Origin of the sequence: Pseudomonas sp. R4-34-07 (genome assembly GCF_003852375.1) — a bacterium.
Lineage (GTDB): Bacteria > Pseudomonadota > Gammaproteobacteria > Pseudomonadales > Pseudomonadaceae > Aquipseudomonas.
The window spans coordinates 5,615,241-5,631,633 of the sequence record NZ_CP027760.1 but is presented as its reverse complement, the minus strand read 5'-3'; the positions used below and the strand labels follow the sequence as shown (position 1 = coordinate 5,631,633).

15 protein-coding genes are annotated in these 16,393 nt (G+C 60.5%); 12 read left to right on the top strand and 3 right to left on the bottom strand.

Going from position 1 to position 16,393, the window contains the following annotated elements; all coding sequences use genetic code 11:
* Positions 1-52: 52 nt before the first annotated feature.
* From C4J85_RS26050 to C4J85_RS26030, 5 genes are read left to right on the top strand one after another with little or no spacing between them, the layout of a single operon-like run.
* The gene (locus tag C4J85_RS26050; protein WP_124364876.1) at positions 53-1,021 is read left to right on the top strand and encodes a sulfonate ABC transporter substrate-binding protein; all 969 of its coding nucleotides are present in this window, start codon (positions 53-55) and stop codon (positions 1,019-1,021) included.
* Between the two features lie 25 nt (positions 1,022-1,046).
* Positions 1,047-2,195, top strand: a complete 1,149-nt coding sequence (ssuD, locus tag C4J85_RS26045; protein WP_124364875.1) for an FMNH2-dependent alkanesulfonate monooxygenase — start codon at positions 1,047-1,049, stop codon at positions 2,193-2,195.
* Positions 2,196-2,204: 9 nt separating this feature from the next.
* On the top strand, positions 2,205-2,993 hold the full coding sequence (gene ssuC, locus C4J85_RS26040; protein ID WP_124364874.1) for an aliphatic sulfonate ABC transporter permease SsuC: 789 nt from the start codon (positions 2,205-2,207) through the stop codon (positions 2,991-2,993).
* Complete coding sequence (gene ssuB, locus C4J85_RS26035; protein ID WP_124368748.1) at positions 2,990-3,796, top strand: aliphatic sulfonates ABC transporter ATP-binding protein; 807 nt, start codon at positions 2,990-2,992, stop codon at positions 3,794-3,796. Before ssuC ends, ssuB begins: the two co-directional genes overlap by 4 nt.
* Positions 3,797-3,814: 18 nt before the next feature.
* A complete protein-coding gene (locus C4J85_RS26030) occupies positions 3,815-4,030 on the top strand; it encodes a molybdopterin-binding protein (RefSeq protein ID WP_003176783.1) in 216 nt (71 codons plus the stop codon).
* A 130-nt stretch (positions 4,031-4,160) separates the two neighbouring features.
* On the opposite strand, the gene C4J85_RS26025 is transcribed toward C4J85_RS26030, so the two are convergent.
* Positions 4,161-4,790 carry a TetR/AcrR family transcriptional regulator gene (locus C4J85_RS26025; RefSeq protein ID WP_124368747.1) on the bottom strand — a complete coding sequence of 210 codons (630 nt, stop codon included), beginning with the start codon at positions 4,788-4,790 and terminating at the stop codon, positions 4,161-4,163.
* 231 nt (positions 4,791-5,021) lie between these two features.
* Positions 5,022-6,398, bottom strand: coding sequence for a glutamine synthetase family protein (locus C4J85_RS26020; protein ID WP_124364871.1), 1,377 nt, complete (start codon positions 6,396-6,398; stop codon positions 5,022-5,024).
* Positions 6,399-7,008: 610 nt separating this feature from the next.
* Between C4J85_RS26020 and C4J85_RS26015 the strand changes: the two genes are divergently transcribed.
* The 7 genes from C4J85_RS26015 (at position 7,009) to C4J85_RS25980 (ending at position 15,397) form a co-directional block, all read left to right on the top strand.
* The gene (locus C4J85_RS26015) at positions 7,009-8,367 is read left to right on the top strand and encodes a glutamine synthetase family protein (RefSeq protein WP_124364870.1); all 1,359 of its coding nucleotides are present in this window, start codon (positions 7,009-7,011) and stop codon (positions 8,365-8,367) included.
* A gap of 58 nt (positions 8,368-8,425) precedes the next feature.
* Positions 8,426-9,790: an aspartate aminotransferase family protein gene (locus C4J85_RS26010; protein WP_124368746.1), complete on the top strand. Its 1,365-nt coding sequence runs from the start codon at positions 8,426-8,428 to the stop codon at positions 9,788-9,790.
* Positions 9,791-9,982: 192 nt separating this feature from the next.
* Entirely contained in the window at positions 9,983-11,077 is a 1,095-nt protein-coding gene (locus tag C4J85_RS26005) for a polyamine ABC transporter substrate-binding protein (protein WP_124411233.1), read from the top strand.
* 219 nt (positions 11,078-11,296) lie between these two features.
* Positions 11,297-12,391, top strand: coding sequence for a polyamine ABC transporter substrate-binding protein (locus tag C4J85_RS25995; RefSeq protein ID WP_124408459.1), 1,095 nt, complete (start codon positions 11,297-11,299; stop codon positions 12,389-12,391).
* A 65-nt stretch (positions 12,392-12,456) separates the two neighbouring features.
* Complete coding sequence (locus tag C4J85_RS25990; protein ID WP_065893882.1) at positions 12,457-13,599, top strand: ABC transporter ATP-binding protein; 1,143 nt, start codon at positions 12,457-12,459, stop codon at positions 13,597-13,599.
* The gene (locus tag C4J85_RS25985; RefSeq protein ID WP_057014223.1) at positions 13,596-14,516 is read left to right on the top strand and encodes an ABC transporter permease subunit; all 921 of its coding nucleotides are present in this window, start codon (positions 13,596-13,598) and stop codon (positions 14,514-14,516) included. The genes C4J85_RS25990 and C4J85_RS25985 overlap by 4 nt, the downstream gene beginning before the upstream one ends.
* Positions 14,513-15,397 (top strand): ABC transporter permease subunit, encoded by an 885-nt coding sequence (locus tag C4J85_RS25980; protein ID WP_124364867.1) that lies wholly within the window; start codon positions 14,513-14,515, stop codon positions 15,395-15,397. Before C4J85_RS25985 ends, C4J85_RS25980 begins: the two co-directional genes overlap by 4 nt.
* A gap of 198 nt (positions 15,398-15,595) precedes the next feature.
* On the opposite strand, the gene C4J85_RS25975 is transcribed toward C4J85_RS25980, so the two are convergent.
* Positions 15,596-16,234, bottom strand: coding sequence for an HD domain-containing protein (locus C4J85_RS25975; protein ID WP_124408458.1), 639 nt, complete (start codon positions 16,232-16,234; stop codon positions 15,596-15,598).
* Positions 16,235-16,393: the final 159 nt, after the last annotated feature.

The following is a 16,393-nucleotide window of genomic DNA, read 5'->3' as shown; positions in this document are numbered from 1 at the left end:
CAACGGCCAAGCAGGTGCCACCAATACCCTAATCGCCTATTTGGAGAGCGCCATGCGCACTGTCATTTTGCGTCGCGGTCTGGTCGCACTGTTTGCTGCGGCTGTGTCCTTCGGCGCCATCGTTCAAGCCCACGCCGCAGAAACCCTGCGCATCGGTTACCAGAAATACGGCACGCTGGTGCTGCTCAAGGCCAAGGGTACCCTGGAAAAACGCCTGGCTGCCCAGGGCGTGCAGGTGCAATGGACCGAATTCCCCGGTGGCCCGCAATTACTCGAGGGTCTGAACGTCGGCTCCATCGACTTTGGCGTCACCGGCGAAACCCCACCCGTGTTCGCCCAGGCCGCCGGTGCGGACCTGCTTTACGTGGCCTACGAGCCGCCCGCGCCGACCAGTGAAGCGATCCTGGTGCCCAAGGATTCGACGATCAAAACGGTGGCCGAGCTCAAGGGCAAGAAGATCGTGCTGAACAAAGGCTCCAACGTGCACTACCTGCTGGTTCGTGCGCTGGAAGACGCCGGCCTTGCCTACACCGACGTGAAAACCGTGTTCCTGCCGCCCGCCGATGCCCGCGCCGCCTTCGAACGCGGCAGTGTGGACGCCTGGGTGATCTGGGACCCGTACCAGGCCGCCGCCGAGAAACAACTGCAAGCGCGCACCCTGCGCGACGGCACCGGCATCGCCGACAACCACCAGTTTTACCTGGCGACCAAGCCCTACGCCGAACAGCACCCAGAAGTGATCAAGGCGCTGGTGGAAGAAGTGCGCGCCGTGGGCGAATGGTCCAAGGCCAACCCGCAGGAAGTGACGGACCAGGTCGCGCCGTTGCTCGGCCTGCCCGCTGATATCACCCTGACCTCGGTGAAACGCCAGGGCTACGGGGCGCTGTTCCTGACGCCCGAAGTGGTCGCGGCCCAGCAGAAAATCGCCGACAGCTTCTACCAGCTCAAATTGATTCCCAAGCCCTTGAGCATCAAGGACGTGATCTGGACCCCACCCGCCTCGGTTGCCAAAGCGCCGTAATCCGACTTCTTCAGGAGACAACTCCATGAGCCTCAATATTTTCTGGTTCCTGCCTACCCACGGCGACGGTCATTACCTTGGCACCGCCGAAGGCGCTCGCGCCGTCGATCACGGTTACCTGCAACAAGTGGCCCAGGCCGCTGACCGCCTGGGCTTCGGTGGGGTGTTGATCCCCACCGGGCGCTCTTGCGAAGACTCGTGGCTGGTGGCTGCCTCGCTGATTCCCGTGACCCAGCGTTTGAAGTTTCTGGTTGCGCTGCGCCCCGGGATCATTTCCCCGACGGTGGCTGCGCGCCAGGCGGCGACCCTGGACCGCCTGTCCGGTGGTCGTGCGCTGTTCAACCTGGTGACCGGCGGTGACCCGGAAGAACTGGCCGGCGACGGCTTGTTCCTCAGTCACGAAGAGCGCTACCAGGCGTCGGTGGAATTCACGCGCATCTGGCGTCGCGTGCTGGAAGGCGAGACCGTGGATTACGACGGCGAGCACATCAGCGTCAAAGGCGCCAAGTTGCTCTACCCGCCAATCCAGCAGCCACGCCCGCCGCTGTATTTCGGCGGTTCGTCCGAAGCGGCCCAGGACCTGGCAGCCGAACAGGTGGAAATGGTACTGACCTGGGGCGAACCCCCGGCAGCGGTGGCGGAAAAAATCGAACAAGTACGGGCCAAGGCCGCCAAGCTTGGGCGCACTCTGCGCTTTGGTATTCGCTTGCATGTGATCGTGCGTGAAACCAACGAGGAGGCGTGGAAAGCCGCCGATAAACTGATCTCCCACTTGGACGACGAAACCATCGCCCGCGCCCAGGCGTCCCTGGCGCGCTTCGATTCGGTGGGCCAGCAGCGCATGGCGGCCTTGCATGGCGGCAGTCGCGACAACCTGGAAGTCAGCCCCAACCTGTGGGCCGGGGTCGGCCTGGTGCGCGGCGGTGCGGGCACTGCGCTGGTGGGCGATGGCCCAACGGTTGCGGCACGGGTCAAGGAATATGCAGACCTGGGCATCGACACCTTTATCTTCTCCGGTTATCCCCACCTGGAAGAGTCGTATCGGGTCGCAGAACTGCTGTTCCCGCACCTGGATATCGAACGTCCTGAACTGCCGAAAAGCGCCGGCTACGTCAGCCCGTTCGGCGAGATGGTGGCCAACGACATCCTTCCCAAAGCTGCGTCGCAGAGCTGAGGGGGTGCCATGAACCTGGAAAAATTCAGCCATCGCGTAGCGCCCTGGGTGCTGCCGATTCTATTGCTAGCGGTGTGGCAGTTGTCGGTGACGGCGGGTTGGCTGTCGACGCGCATTCTGCCGGCGCCCAGTGCGGTCATCGAGGCTGGCATCAACCTGGTCCGCAGCGGCGAAATCTGGACGCACCTGGCGATCAGCGGCTGGCGCGCGGGCCTGGGCTTTGTGATCGGTGGCAGCATCGGCCTGGCCCTGGGCTTTATCACCGGCCTGTCGAAGTGGGGCGAGCGTCTGCTGGACAGCTCGGTGCAGATGATCCGCAACGTGCCGCACCTGGCGCTGATTCCCTTGGTGATCCTGTGGTTCGGGATTGACGAGACCGCGAAGATTTTCCTGGTGGCCCTGGGCACGTTGTTCCCGATCTACCTGAACACTTACCACGGCATCCGCAACGTCGACCCGGCGCTGGTGGAAATGTCGCGCAGCTACGGCTTGTCCGGCTTCAGCCTGTTCTGGCAAGTGATCCTGCCGGGCGCGTTGCCGTCGATCCTGGTGGGCGTGCGCTTTGCCCTGGGCTTTATGTGGTTGACGCTGATCGTGGCGGAAACCATCTCGGCCAGTTCGGGCATCGGTTACCTGGCGATGAACGCCCGCGAGTTCCTGCAGACCGACGTGGTGGTGCTGGCCATCGTCATGTACGCGATCCTCGGCAAGCTGGCCGACCTGGCGGCGCGAGGCCTGGAACGGGTGTGGCTGCGCTGGCACCCGGCGTATCAAGTGAATAAGGGAGGTGCGGCATGACGGCTCAACAACCCCCGCGCCTGCTCAAGGGCATCCCCCTGGCGGTGCGCAAATTGCGCAAATCCTTTGGCGCTCGCGAAGTGCTCAAGGACATCGACCTGCATATCCCGGCCGGCCAATTCGTGGCGGTGGTCGGCCGCAGCGGCTGTGGCAAAAGTACCTTGCTGCGTCTGCTGGCGGGGCTGGACAAAGCCAGTGGCGGCGAGCTTCTGGCAGGTTCTGCGCCGCTGCATGAGGCAATCGAAGACACGCGGCTGATGTTCCAGGAAGCGCGCTTGCTGCCGTGGAAAAAGATCATCGACAACGTCGGCCTGGGCCTTACGGGCAACTGGCGCCCCAAGGCGTTGCAAGCGCTGGAGGCGGTGGGCCTGGCCGAGCGCGCCGAGGAGTGGCCGGCGGCCTTGTCCGGTGGCCAGAAGCAGCGCGTCGCGTTGGCGCGGGCCCTGATTCACCAGCCGCGCCTGTTGCTGCTTGACGAACCGCTGGGCGCGCTGGATGCCCTGACACGTATCGAGATGCAGCAACTGATCGAAAACCTGTGGCGCAAACACGGCTTTACCGTGCTGCTGGTCACCCATGACGTCAGTGAAGCCGTGGCGATTGCCGACCGGGTCATCCTGATCGAAGACGGCGAAATCGGCCTGGACCTGATGGTGGACCTGCCTCGTCCCCGCGCCCGAGGTTCACATCGCCTGGCTGCGCTGGAAGCCGAAGTGCTCAACCGCGTGCTGTCGCTGCCCGGCTCACCGCCGGAACCCGAACCTGTTTCACCGCTGCCGACGCAATTGCGTTGGGCTCAATAACTCGCAGAGGAAAAAATCATGACTATCAAAGCCATCAACGTGCGTAACCAGTTCAAAGGCACCATCAAGGAAATCGTGGTGGGCGATGTGTTGTCGGAAATCGACGTGCAGACGGCGTCCGGCATCGTCACCTCAGTGATCACCACCCGTTCGGTCAAGGAGCTGGAGTTGGTGATTGGCAGTGAAGTGATTGCCTTCGTGAAATCGACCGAGGTGTCGATCGCCAAATTGTGAGTGTTTTGATCGTTCCCACGCTCTGCGTGGGAATCCCGCCTGGGACGCTCCGCGTCCCGCTGCATAAAAGTGACGCAGAGCGTCATGGGATGCATTCCCACGCAGAGCGTGGGAACGATCATTAGAAGAATCACCGCTTGGGCAAATACGCCGGCAAATAAAGCCCCACATACGCATCAAACACCCGCATCCCTTCCTCCGCCATGCGCGGCGTGATCTGCCCATGCTGGTGCACCGAACGCGCATACACGCGGTCGCTGAGCTCCAATGCCAGGGCGAACACATCCACATCGCTGGGTAACGTCGGCACTTCGAAATGGCGATTGAACACGTCGAGCATCAGATCCCCCAATTCCAGGTCATGCTGACGATCCGCCTGGGTGACTTCGGTCAAGCCATGCTGGGCCAGAATCAACTGGCGGGCGGCGGCATCGTTGCTGTAGACGGTGAGCATGCGCTGTTCGACGATGCAGGACAGGTCGCGCCAGGTCTGGAGCGAGTCATGTTCGATGGGCGCCTGGATGGCCGCGCGGAAGGCTGCATGCACATCCGTCGTCAATGCCTCCAGTAACGCCGGCACGCTGGCGAAAAAGTGGTACACCGACGAGGGCGGGATCTGCGCGCGTTCGGCCACGCTGTAGATCGACAAGCCGGCCACGCCTTCGGCCGCCAGCAAGGCGCGGGCGGCGTCCAGGATCGCGTCGATCCGGGCCTGGCTGCGGGCGCGGGGTTTGCGAGGGGCGGCGGGGCGGGGGGGCATGGAAGTCTCCTACAAGGCAAAGCGCATTGTATGAGCAGGAAGGTGTGTTGTCTGCCCAGTCGCTATCGGGAGCAAGCCCCCTCCCACACTTGACCGAGTTCCAACTTTGGAATGCAGTCAAATGTGGGAGGGGGCTTGCTCCCGATGCTGCCAACGCGGTCCCTCAGAAGAAACCCATAAAAAACGCCGCAGGCCATAAGCTCTGCGGCGCTCTTTTTCTGCAGCCGCTGTTTAAACGGTATGCAGATACCAGTTGTACTCAAGGTCGGAGATGGAGTGTTCGAACTCTTCCAGCTCACTTTCCTTACAGGCGACGAAGATATCGATGTATTTAGGATCGATGTACTTGGCCATCACCTCGCTGTCATCCAACTCGCGCAGGGCATCGCGCAGGTTGTTCGGCAGGCTTTGTTCGTTCTGCTCGTAGCTGTTGCCTTCCACGGGAGCGCCCGGTTCGATCTTGTTGGTCAGACCGTGGTGCACACCCGCCAGGACCGAAGCCATCAGCAGGTAAGGGTTGGCGTCGGCGCCCGCCACGCGGTGCTCGATACGCACGGAGTCGGCAGTGCCGGTCGGTACGCGAATCGCCACGGTTCGGTTGTCCAGGCCCCAGCACGGCGAGTTCGGCACGTAGAACTGTGCGCCGAAACGACGGTAGGAGTTGACGTTGGGGCACAGGAACGCCATTTGGGCGGGCAGGGTCTCGAGCACACCGCCGATCGCGTGACGCAATGCGGCGTTCTGCTCGGGATCCTCGCTGGCAAAGATGTTCTTGCCGTCTTTGTCCAGAATGGAGATGTGTACGTGCAAACCGTTGCCTGCCTGGCCTGGGTAAGGCTTGGCCATGAAGGTGGTGTCCATCTCATGGTCGTAGGCGATGTTCTTGATCAGGCGCTTTAGCAGTACCGCGTAGTCGCATGCCTTGATCGGGTCGGCGACGTGGTGCAGGTTCACTTCGAACTGCGCCGGGGCACTTTCCTTGACGATGGCGTCGGCCGGGATGCCTTGCTCTTTGGCACCTTCCAGAATGTCCTGGAGGCAGTCGACGTATTCGTCGAGGTCGTCGATCAGGTAGACCTGTGTCGAGTGCGGGCGTTTGCCGGAAATCGGCGAGCGAGGCGGTTGTGGCCGGCCGTTCACGTTCTCCTGGTCGATCAGGTAGAACTCAAGCTCGAAGGCGGCGCAGATGGTCAGGCCCATGTCGTCGAACTTGCTCACCACTTGGCGCAGCACTTCGCGCGGATCGGCGAAGAAGGGTTCACCTTCCAGTTCGTGCATGGTCATCAGCAGTTGCGCGGTGGGGCGCTTTTGCCAGGGCTCATTGCACAGGGTGTCGGGGATTGGATAACAGATTCGGTCAGCATCACCGATGTCCAGGCCCAGGCCGGTGCTTTCCACCGTAGAGCCGTTGATATCCAGGGCAAATAAAGAGGCAGGCAGGTTAATGCCCTTCTCGTAAACCTTGTGGAGGCTGGTGCGTTCGATGCGCTTACCGCGCACCACACCATTCATATCCGCAATTAGAAGGTCTACGTACAGAACCTCAGGATGATCCTTAAGGAACGCGTTCGCTTCGTTAAGCTGAACGGCACGCGGGGGTACCGACATGATGCAACACCTTTGTTGTTAAAAATATCAATCATTGATCTTTTCTGGTTTCAGTCAACCCGAACGGCATGCCGAAGTCAAGCGAGGCCTTTTTTGCCCTGAAAAAGCGCCAGGGCGCCTTTTTTGGGGCTTTTTGGGGCGGTTTTTTGGGTTTGAGGGTCTTAGGACCTGCAGGCTTGAGCGGGCCGTGTTGTATTTTTTACGGGGGTGTTGTGTAAAAAAATGAACAAGGCTAAGCTCGATTCAAACCCATAACAGCAATAATACCGGGGTGCTTCATGTCTCGCCTGCCGCCAACTGGCGTCTTGGCCTGCTTCAGCCAGGCTGTGTGTTCCGTTTATTCCTGCAGCGTGTATCCCTGCGCACCGGCCAATATTCTTGACGCTTGGGCCAACCCTCTCTTTTTCCCTTCGTTTGTCTCAACGCTGCCGCCCGGCAGCGCCAATGCAGAGTGCTGCTCATGATTCTGCACAAGTTTGGCGTGAGGAATGCAACGCTGCAGCAAATGGCAGGTAAGCTCCTACCCTGAGTGAACAAAACGACGCGGATGCTGCGTCAACCAACGCCTGGCCTTTTAATGGATGCCAGGAAACCCAGCCCAGAGGCATTTATGAGTAACAACCTCGACCAGCTCACCGATTGGTTGAAAGACCACAAGATCACAGAAGTCGAATGCATGATTGGCGACCTCACCGGCATCACCCGGGGCAAGATCTCGCCGACCAACAAGTTCATCGCCGAAAAAGGCATGCGCCTGCCCGAGAGCGTTCTGCTGCAGACCGTGACCGGCGACTATGTCGAAGACGACATCTATTACGAATTGCTCGACCCGGCCGACATCGACATGATCTGCCGCCCCGACCAGAACGCGGTGTTCCTGGTGCCCTGGGCCATCGAGCCGACCGCCCAGGTGATCCACGACACCTACGACAAGCAAGGCAACCCGATCGAGCTGTCGCCGCGCAACGTGCTCAAGAAGGTCCTCAAGCTCTACGCTGATCGCGGCTGGCAGCCCATCGTGGCGCCGGAGATGGAGTTCTACCTGACCAAGCGCTGCGAAGACCCGGACTTCCCGCTGCAACCGCCCATCGGCCGCTCCGGTCGCCCGGAGACGGGCCGCCAGTCCTTCTCTATAGAAGCCGCCAACGAATTCGACCCACTGTTCGAAGACGTCTACGACTGGTGCGAGCTGCAGGAACTGGACCTCGACACGCTGATCCACGAAGACGGCACCGCGCAGATGGAAATCAACTTCCGTCACGGCGATGCGCTGTCCCTGGCCGACCAGATCCTGGTGTTCAAGCGCACCATGCGTGAAGCGGCGCTCAAGCACAACGTGGCCGCCACCTTCATGGCCAAGCCGATGACCGGCGAGCCCGGCAGCGCGATGCACTTGCACCAGAGCATTATCGAGATCGCCACCGGCAAGAACGTCTTCTCCAATGAAGACGGGACCATGAGCCAACTGTTCCTCAATCACATCGGCGGCCTGCAGAAATTCATCCCCGAATTGCTGCCTTTATTCGCGCCCAACGTGAACTCGTTCCGCCGCTTCCTGCCCGACACCTCGGCGCCGGTGAACGTGGAGTGGGGCGAAGAAAACCGCACCGTGGGCCTGCGCGTACCGGATGCCGGCCCGCAGAACCGCCGCGTGGAAAACCGCTTGCCGGGCGCCGATGCCAACCCGTACCTGGCGATTGCCGCCAGCTTGCTGTGTGGCTACATCGGCATGGTCGAAGGCCATAACCCGAGCGCACCCGTTGTGGGTCGTGGCTACGAGCGACGCAACCTGCGCCTGCCGTTGACCATCGAAGACGCGCTGGAACGCATGGAAAACAGCAAGACCATCGAGAAATACCTGGGTCAGAAGTTCATCACCGGCTACGTCGCGGTCAAGCGGGCCGAGCATGAAAACTTCAAGCGCGTGATCAGTTCGTGGGAGCGGGAATTCCTGCTCTTTGCCGTCTGATGCGCCGGGCGCGCTGCTGGAACAGCGCGCCCCCACCTGAAATGTCTAGGAGATCGGTATGTCCAGCAACAACCCGCAAACCCGTGAATGGCAAGCCTTGAGCAATGATCACCACCTGGCGCCGTTCAGCGACTTCAAGCAATTGAAAGAGAAAGGCCCAAGGATCATCACCAAAGCCCACGGCGTTTACCTGTGGGACAGCGAAGGCAACAAGATCCTCGACGGCATGGCCGGCCTGTGGTGCGTGGCGATCGGCTACGGTCGCGATGAACTGGCAGACGCCGCCGCCCGGCAGATGAAAGAACTGCCGTACTACAACCTGTTCTTCCAGACCGCTCATCCGCCGGTACTCGAACTGGCCAAAGTCATTTCCGACGTCGCACCCGCGGGCATGAACCACGTGTTCTTCACCGGTTCCGGCTCCGAAGGCAACGACACCATGTTGCGCATGGTCCGCCACTACTGGGCGATCAAAGGCCAGCCCAACAAGAAAACCATCATCAGCCGCAAGAATGGCTACCACGGCTCCACCGTGGCCGGCGCCAGCCTGGGCGGCATGACCTACATGCATGAACAGGGTGACTTGCCGATTCCGGGCATCACCCACATCGCCCAACCGTACTGGTTTGGCGAAGGCGGCGACATGAGCCCTGAAGAATTCGGGATCTGGGCCGCCAACCAGTTGGAAGAAAAGATCCTGGAGCTGGGCGTGGACACGGTCGGTGCCTTTATTGCCGAGCCGATCCAGGGCGCCGGTGGCGTGATCGTGCCGCCCGACAGCTACTGGCCGCGCATCAAGGAAATCCTCGCCAAGTACGACATCCTTTTTGTCGCCGACGAAGTGATCTGCGGTTTCGGCCGTACCGGCGAGTGGTTCGGCAGCGATTTCTACGACCTCAAGCCCCACATGATGACCATCGCCAAAGGCCTGACCTCGGGCTACGTGCCCATGGGCGGCCTGATCGTGCACGACGATGTGGTGGCCGTGCTCAACGAAGGCGGAGATTTCAACCACGGTTTCACCTACTCCGGGCACCCGGTGGCGGCGGCGGTGGCCCTGGAAAACATCCGCATCCTGCGCGATGAAAAAATCGTTAACCGTGTACACGACGAAACGGCACCGTATTTGCAGAAACGTCTGAGGGAACTGGCGGACCATCCACTGGTGGGTGAAGTGCGCGGCGTGGGCATGCTCGGTGCAATCGAGCTGGTGCAGGACAAGGCCACGCGCAAGCGTTACGAAGGGAAGGGCGCGGGCATGATCTGCCGCACGTTCTGCTTCGAAAATGGCCTGATCATGCGCGCCGTGGGCGACACCATGATCATTTCGCCGCCGCTGGTGATCAGCCAGGCCGAAATCGACGAACTGGTGACCAAGGCCCGCCAGTGCCTGGACCTGACTTTGGCGGCATTGCAGGGCTAAGTGCTAGGCTCAGTGCGCAGCGGCTTTCGGGTGCTGCGACTGTGTAGATAAATGTGGGGGCCTGTTGAAAGCGGGCCCCCGAACTTGCCAGACTGTCGTCCTGTTTTGTTGCCCTTTGGCTGGGCCCGAAACACCTACAACTTGCGGCCCCAAAAAGAAAAATCGGAGCATCACCCAATGAAGGCATTAGGTTTGAAGAACGCTGGCAAGACCCTCATCGCCTTGTCCCTGATGGGCGCAATGGCGGGCGCGGCCCAGGCGGACAATAAAGTGCTGCACGTCTACAACTGGTCCGACTACATTGCACCGGACACCGTCGCCAACTTTGAAAAAGAGTCCGGCATCAAGGTGGTGTACGACGTGTTCGACAGCAACGAGACCCTGGAAGCCAAGTTGCTGGCAGGCAAGTCCGGCTACGACATCGTCGTACCGTCGAACAACTTCCTCGCCAAGCAGATCAAGGCCGGTGTCTACCAGGAGCTGGACACGTCCAAGCTGCCCAACTACAGCAACCTGAACAAATCCCTGCTTAAAGCCGTGTCGGTCAGCGACCCGGACAACAAGCACGCCTTCCCGTACATGTGGGGCTCGATTGGTATCGGCTACAACCCGGAGAAGGTCAAGGCCGCGCTGGGCGTGGACAAGATCGATTCGTGGGATGTGCTGATGAAGCCGGAGAACATCGCCAAGCTGAAAAGCTGCGGCGTGAGCTTCCTCGACTCGCCGACCGAAATGCTGCCGATCGCCCTGCATTACCTGGGCCTGCCGACCGACAGCCAGAAGAAGGCCGACCTCAAGCAAGCCGAAGACCTGTTCCTGAAAATCCGCCCTTCGATTGGCTACTTCCACTCGTCCAAGTACATCTCGGACCTGGCCAACGGCAACATCTGCGTGGCCGTAGGTTATTCGGGTGACATCCAGCAGGCCAAGTCCCGTGCGGCTGAAGCCGGTGGCAAAGTCAAAGTGGCCTACGACATTCCGAAAGAAGGCGCCGGCAGCTTCTTCGACATGGTCGCCATCCCGAAAGATGCCGAAAACGTCGAAGCCGCCTACGCATTCATGAACTACCTGCTCAAGCCGGAAGTCATGGCGTCGATCACCAACAGCGTGCGCTTCCCGAACGGCAACGAGAAGGCCACCGCGCTGGTCGACAAAGACATCACCAGCGACCCGGGCATCTACCCGTCGGCAGAAGTGCAGGCCAAGCTCTACGCGATTGCCGACTTGCCGGCTGCGACCCAGCGCGAGATGACGCGCAGCTGGACCAAGATCAAATCCGGTAAATAAAGGCAGAAAACCTGTAGGAGCGAGCTTGCTCGCGAAAAATTCAAGAGCGCTGCGGGGTGCCTGATGCCCCGCATGATCGTTGACGACCTTCGCGAGCAAGCTCGCTCCTACAGTTAGATGAAAGAAAGTTTTGCCGGATCGGGTTATCGAGGGTAAGTTGCGCGCCGGTTTTGTTGCCGGGCAACAACTCTAGGGCCAACTATTTAAGAGGACCTCCACTTGCCAATTTCTTTATTTCGCAAAGCCTTGCTGGTGGGTGCAGGTATCACGCTGGCTGTCAGCGTGCAGGCCGCACCGACCGTGCATGTTTATAACTGGTCGGACTACATCGGCCCCGACACATTGGCCAACTTCGAAAAGGCCACCGGCATCAAGCCCGTCTATGACGTGTTCGATTCCAACGAAACCCTGGAAGGCAAGCTGCTCGCCGGGCGTACCGGCTACGACGTGGTGGTGCCGTCCAACCACTTTTTGGGCAAGCAGATCAAGGCCGGGGCGTTCCAGAAGCTGGATAAGTCCCTGCTGACCAATTACGCCAACCTTGACCCGGCATTGCTCAAGCGTCTTGAGAAAAATGATCCGGGCAATGGCTACGCCGTGCCATACCTGTGGGGCACCAACGGCATCGGTTACAACGTCGACAAAGTGAAGGAGGTGCTGGGCGTCGACAAGATCGACTCCTGGGCCATGCTGTTCGAACCGGAAAACATGAAGAAGCTCGCCACCTGCGGTGTTTCATTCATGGACTCGGCCGATGAAATGCTGCCGGCCGTGCTCAACTACATGGGCCTGGACCCGAACAGCACCAACCCGGCCGACTACAAGAAGGCCGAGGAAAAACTGCTGAAAGTACGGCCCTACGTGACCTACTTCCATTCCTCCAAATACATTTCGGACCTGGCCAACGGCAATATTTGCGTGGCGGCCGGTTTCTCCGGTGATGTGTTCCAGGCCAAGGCCCGCGCAAGCGAGGCGGGCAAAGGCGTGAACATCGCCTACGCGATTCCCAAGGAGGGCGGCAACCTGTGGTTTGACGTGCTGGCGATCCCCAAGGACGCCGCCAATGTCAAAGAGGCTCACGCCTTCATCAACTATTTGCTGCAACCTGAAGTGATCGCTCAGGTCAGTGATTACGTCGGTTATGCCAACCCTAACCCCGGGGCGGACAAACTGATGGAGCAATCGATACGCACCGACGCAGCGGTTTACCCACCGCAGGCGGTTCTCGACCGGACATTCGTCAACTTCGAGCTACCCCCGAACGTGCAGCGTTTAATGACCCGTAGCTGGACCAAGGTCAAGACGGGCAAGTAAGGCTCAAACTATTCAAGGTTCGCCTGCACCGGGCGAGCTGTACTCTTTTTTTGGGAGTTTCGTAAATGGCAGTTGCCTCCGGCGCCTATAAGAAAGCCCTCGAGGGCGACCAGACACCGAAAAAGGTGTTGGTCAAAATCGACCGGGTCACGAAGAAGTTCGACGAGACGATTGCGGTGGACGATGTGTCCCTGGAAATCAAGAAAGGCGAGATCTTCGCCTTGCTCGGCGGTTCGGGGTCGGGCAAGTCCACCTTGCTGCGCATGCTCGCAGGCTTCGAGCGCCCGACCGAAGGCCGCATCTACCTCGACGGTGTGGACATCACCGACATGCCGCCCTACGAGCGGCCGATCAACATGATGTTCCAGTCCTACGCCTTGTTTCCGCACATGACCGTGGCACAGAACATCGCCTTCGGCCTGCAACAGGACAAGATCCCCAAGGCTGAAGTCGACGCCCGCGTGGCCGAAATGCTCAAGCTGGTGCAGATGAGCCAGTACGCCAAGCGCAAGCCGCACCAGTTGTCCGGCGGCCAACGCCAGCGTGTGGCCCTGGCCCGTTCCCTGGCCAAGCGCCCGAAACTGCTGCTGCTCGATGAGCCGATGGGCGCCCTCGACAAGAAGCTGCGCTCTCAGATGCAGCTGGAGCTGGTCGAGATCATCGAGCGCGTCGGCGTGACCTGTGTAATGGTGACCCACGACCAGGAAGAGGCCATGACCATGGCCGAGCGCATCGCGATCATGCACTTGGGCTGGATCGCCCAGATCGGCAGCCCGATCGACATCTACGAAACGCCCACCAGCCGCCTGGTGTGCGAGTTCATTGGCAACGTCAATATCTTCGACACCCAAGTGGTGGACGACGCCGAAGGCCACGCCGTGCTCAAGTGCCCGGACCTGGACCGCGATATCTACGTGGGCTACGGCATCGCCACCGCAGTGGAAGACAAGTCGGTGACGTACGCCATCCGCCCGGAAAAACTGCTGGTCACAACCCAGATGCCGACCTGCGAGCACAACTGGTCCAGCGGCAAAGTCCACGACATCGCCTACCTGGGCGGCCACTCGGTGTTCTATGTGGAGCTGCCGAGCGGCAAGCTGGTGCAGTCCTTCGTCGCCAACGCCGAACGCCGTGGCCAGCGCCCAACCTGGGGCGACCAGGTGTACGTCTGGTGGGAAGACGACAGCGGCGTGGTACTTCGCTCATGAACATGAAGAAATTCAAGCGGCGCTTGGATCGCATCGTGCCCAGTGGCAAGCAGGTGGTCATCGGGATTCCCTTCCTCTGGCTGTTCCTGTTTTTCGCCCTGCCGTTTTTCATCGTGCTGAAAATCAGCTTTGCCGAAGCCGATGTGGCGATTCCGCCCTACACCGAGATCTACACCTACGTTGAGCAAAAACTGCAAGTGGTGCTGAACCTGGCCAACTACAGCTTGCTGGCGGGTGATGAACTCTACATCGCCGCGTACCTGGGCTCGCTGAAGATGGCGTTTTTCAGCACGCTGCTGTGCCTGCTGATCGGCTACCCGATGGCCTACGCCATCGCCACCGCGCGCAAGGAAATGCAAACGGTGCTGGTGCTGCTGATCATGATGCCGACCTGGACCGCGATCCTGATCCGCGTCTATGCGTGGATGGGCATCCTCAGCAACAACGGTTTGCTCAACGGCTTCCTGATGTCCATGGGACTGATCAACGAACCGCTGCAGATTCTCAACACCAACATCGCGGTGTACATCGGCGTGGTCTATTCGTACCTGCCGTTCATGATCCTGCCGCTGTACGCCAACCTGGTCAAACACGACCAAAGCCTGCTGGAAGCCGCGTCGGACCTGGGCTCGAGCACCTTCAACAGCTTCTGGAAAATCACCGTGCCGCTGTCCAAGAACGGCATCATCGCAGGCTGCATGCTGGTGTTTATCCCGGTGGTGGGCGAGTTCGTGATTCCTGAACTGCTCGGCGGCCCGGAAACCCTGATGATCGGTAAAGTGCTGTGGCAAGAATTCTTCAACAACCGTGACTGGCCGGTGGCCTCTGCATTGGCCGTGGTGATGCTGGCGATCCTGATCGTGCCGATCATCCTGTTCAACCGCAGCCAGGCCAAAGAGCTGGAGGGCAAGATATGAAACGCTTTCGTTTCTCCAGCTTCATGCTGGTCGTGGGGTTGTTGTTCATCTACCTGCCGATGCTGATCCTGGTGATCTACTCGTTCAACGAATCCAAGCTGGTGACGGTGTGGGGCGGTTGGTCGATCAAGTGGTACGTGGGCCTGCTGGACAACACCCAGCTGATGGGCTCGGTGGCGCGTTCCCTGGAAATCGCCTGCTACACGGCCGTGGCAGCGGTGGCGCTGGGTACGCTGGCGGCGTTCGTGCTGACGCGCATCAGCCAGTTCAAGGGCCGTACGCTGTTCGGCGGCCTGGTCACGGCGCCGTTGGTGATGCCGGAAGTGATCACCGGCCTGTCGCTGTTGCTGCTGTTCGTGGCCATGGCGCAGATGATCGGCTGGCCCCAGGAGCGTGGCATTGTCACCATCTGGATCGCCCACACCACCTTCTGCGCGGCGTATGTAGCGGTGGTGGTGTCGGCACGCTTGCGTGAACTGGACCTGTCGATCGAAGAAGCGGCGATGGACCTGGGCGCGCGGCCGTGGAAGGTGTTCTTCCTGATCACCATCCCGATGATCGCGCCATCGCTGGCGGCGGGCGGCATGATGTCGTTCGCGCTGTCGCTGGATGACCTGGTACTGGCCAGCTTCGTCTCGGGCCCGGGTTCGACCACCTTGCCGATGGAAGTGTTCTCGGCCGTACGCCTTGGGGTCAAACCTGAGATCAACGCGGTGGCCAGCCTGATTCTGCTGGCGGTGTCGCTGGTGACCTTTCTGGTGTGGTTCTTCAGCCGTCGGGCCGAGGAGCATCGCAAGAAAGCCATCCAGCAAGCGATTGAAGAAGCGGCGGCGGATGGCTGGAAACAGCCGGACGCGCGCAGGGCGCCCGCACCGGTCTAACTGCCGGAACTGGGTCCAAATGTGGGAGGGGGCTTGCCCCCGATAGCAGTGTGTCAGTCAGCACACCTGATACTGATACACCGCCATGATCGTTCCCACGCTCCGCGTGGGAGCGCCTCCTGTGACGCTCTGCGTCACGCTTTTAGAAGCTGACGCGGAGCGTCCTGGCCTGCATTCCCACGCAGAGCGTGGGAACGATCAAGTCCAGGGTGAAGTACGAATCACCTCGACAAAATTCATCGGCTTGAACCCCGGCTCCTGATCCACCAGCACGTCGGTCTTCACGTTGCCAAACGTGGTCTGCGGGCGATGCCGCAAGCCATCGGCGAAGGCGCAGATGATGCATTCCTTGAATCCCTCACCGCGTGGATGCGCATGCACCACGGCTTCGCGCTGCACGTTGCTGAACGCGGCGTAGTCCAGGCCCAGCACGTCCATCTCCACCCCTGCCGTCACCAGCGCCACGGTTGGGCGCAGATGCTGCGGCACGCCCGGCGTGGTGTGCAGGGCAATGGACAGCCATACCTGTTCGATATCGTCATCACTGAGCCCATAAGGCTTGAGGAAAGCGGCCGCCGCGTTGGCCCCGTCCACTTCGAAGCGTTCATCGGCGCTGCGGTGGCCTTCCACCAGGCCGAGGTCGTGGAACATTGCGCCGACGTACAGCAACTCCGGGTTGTACGCCAACTGCTTGCGCTCACCGCTCAATGCGCCGAACAGGAATACCCGGCGGGAGTGGTGGTAGAGCAGGTCGGACTCGATGTCGCGGATGTATTCCGTGGTGGCCCTGGCCAGGGCGCTGTCGGGGATCGTGATACCGGCGATGGTGGTGCTCATGGGGGTTCTCCTCTGGGAAGCATCCAGTCTGGTCGTGCTTGCGTGCGAGGGCTATTGCGGCGAGGGAGCGATCCCGGCCAATGTGTCGACACATCGTGCCAAGGCAAAATCGGCTAGGGTAAGGCCTGCGACAATCCAAATGTGGGAGGGGGCAAGCCC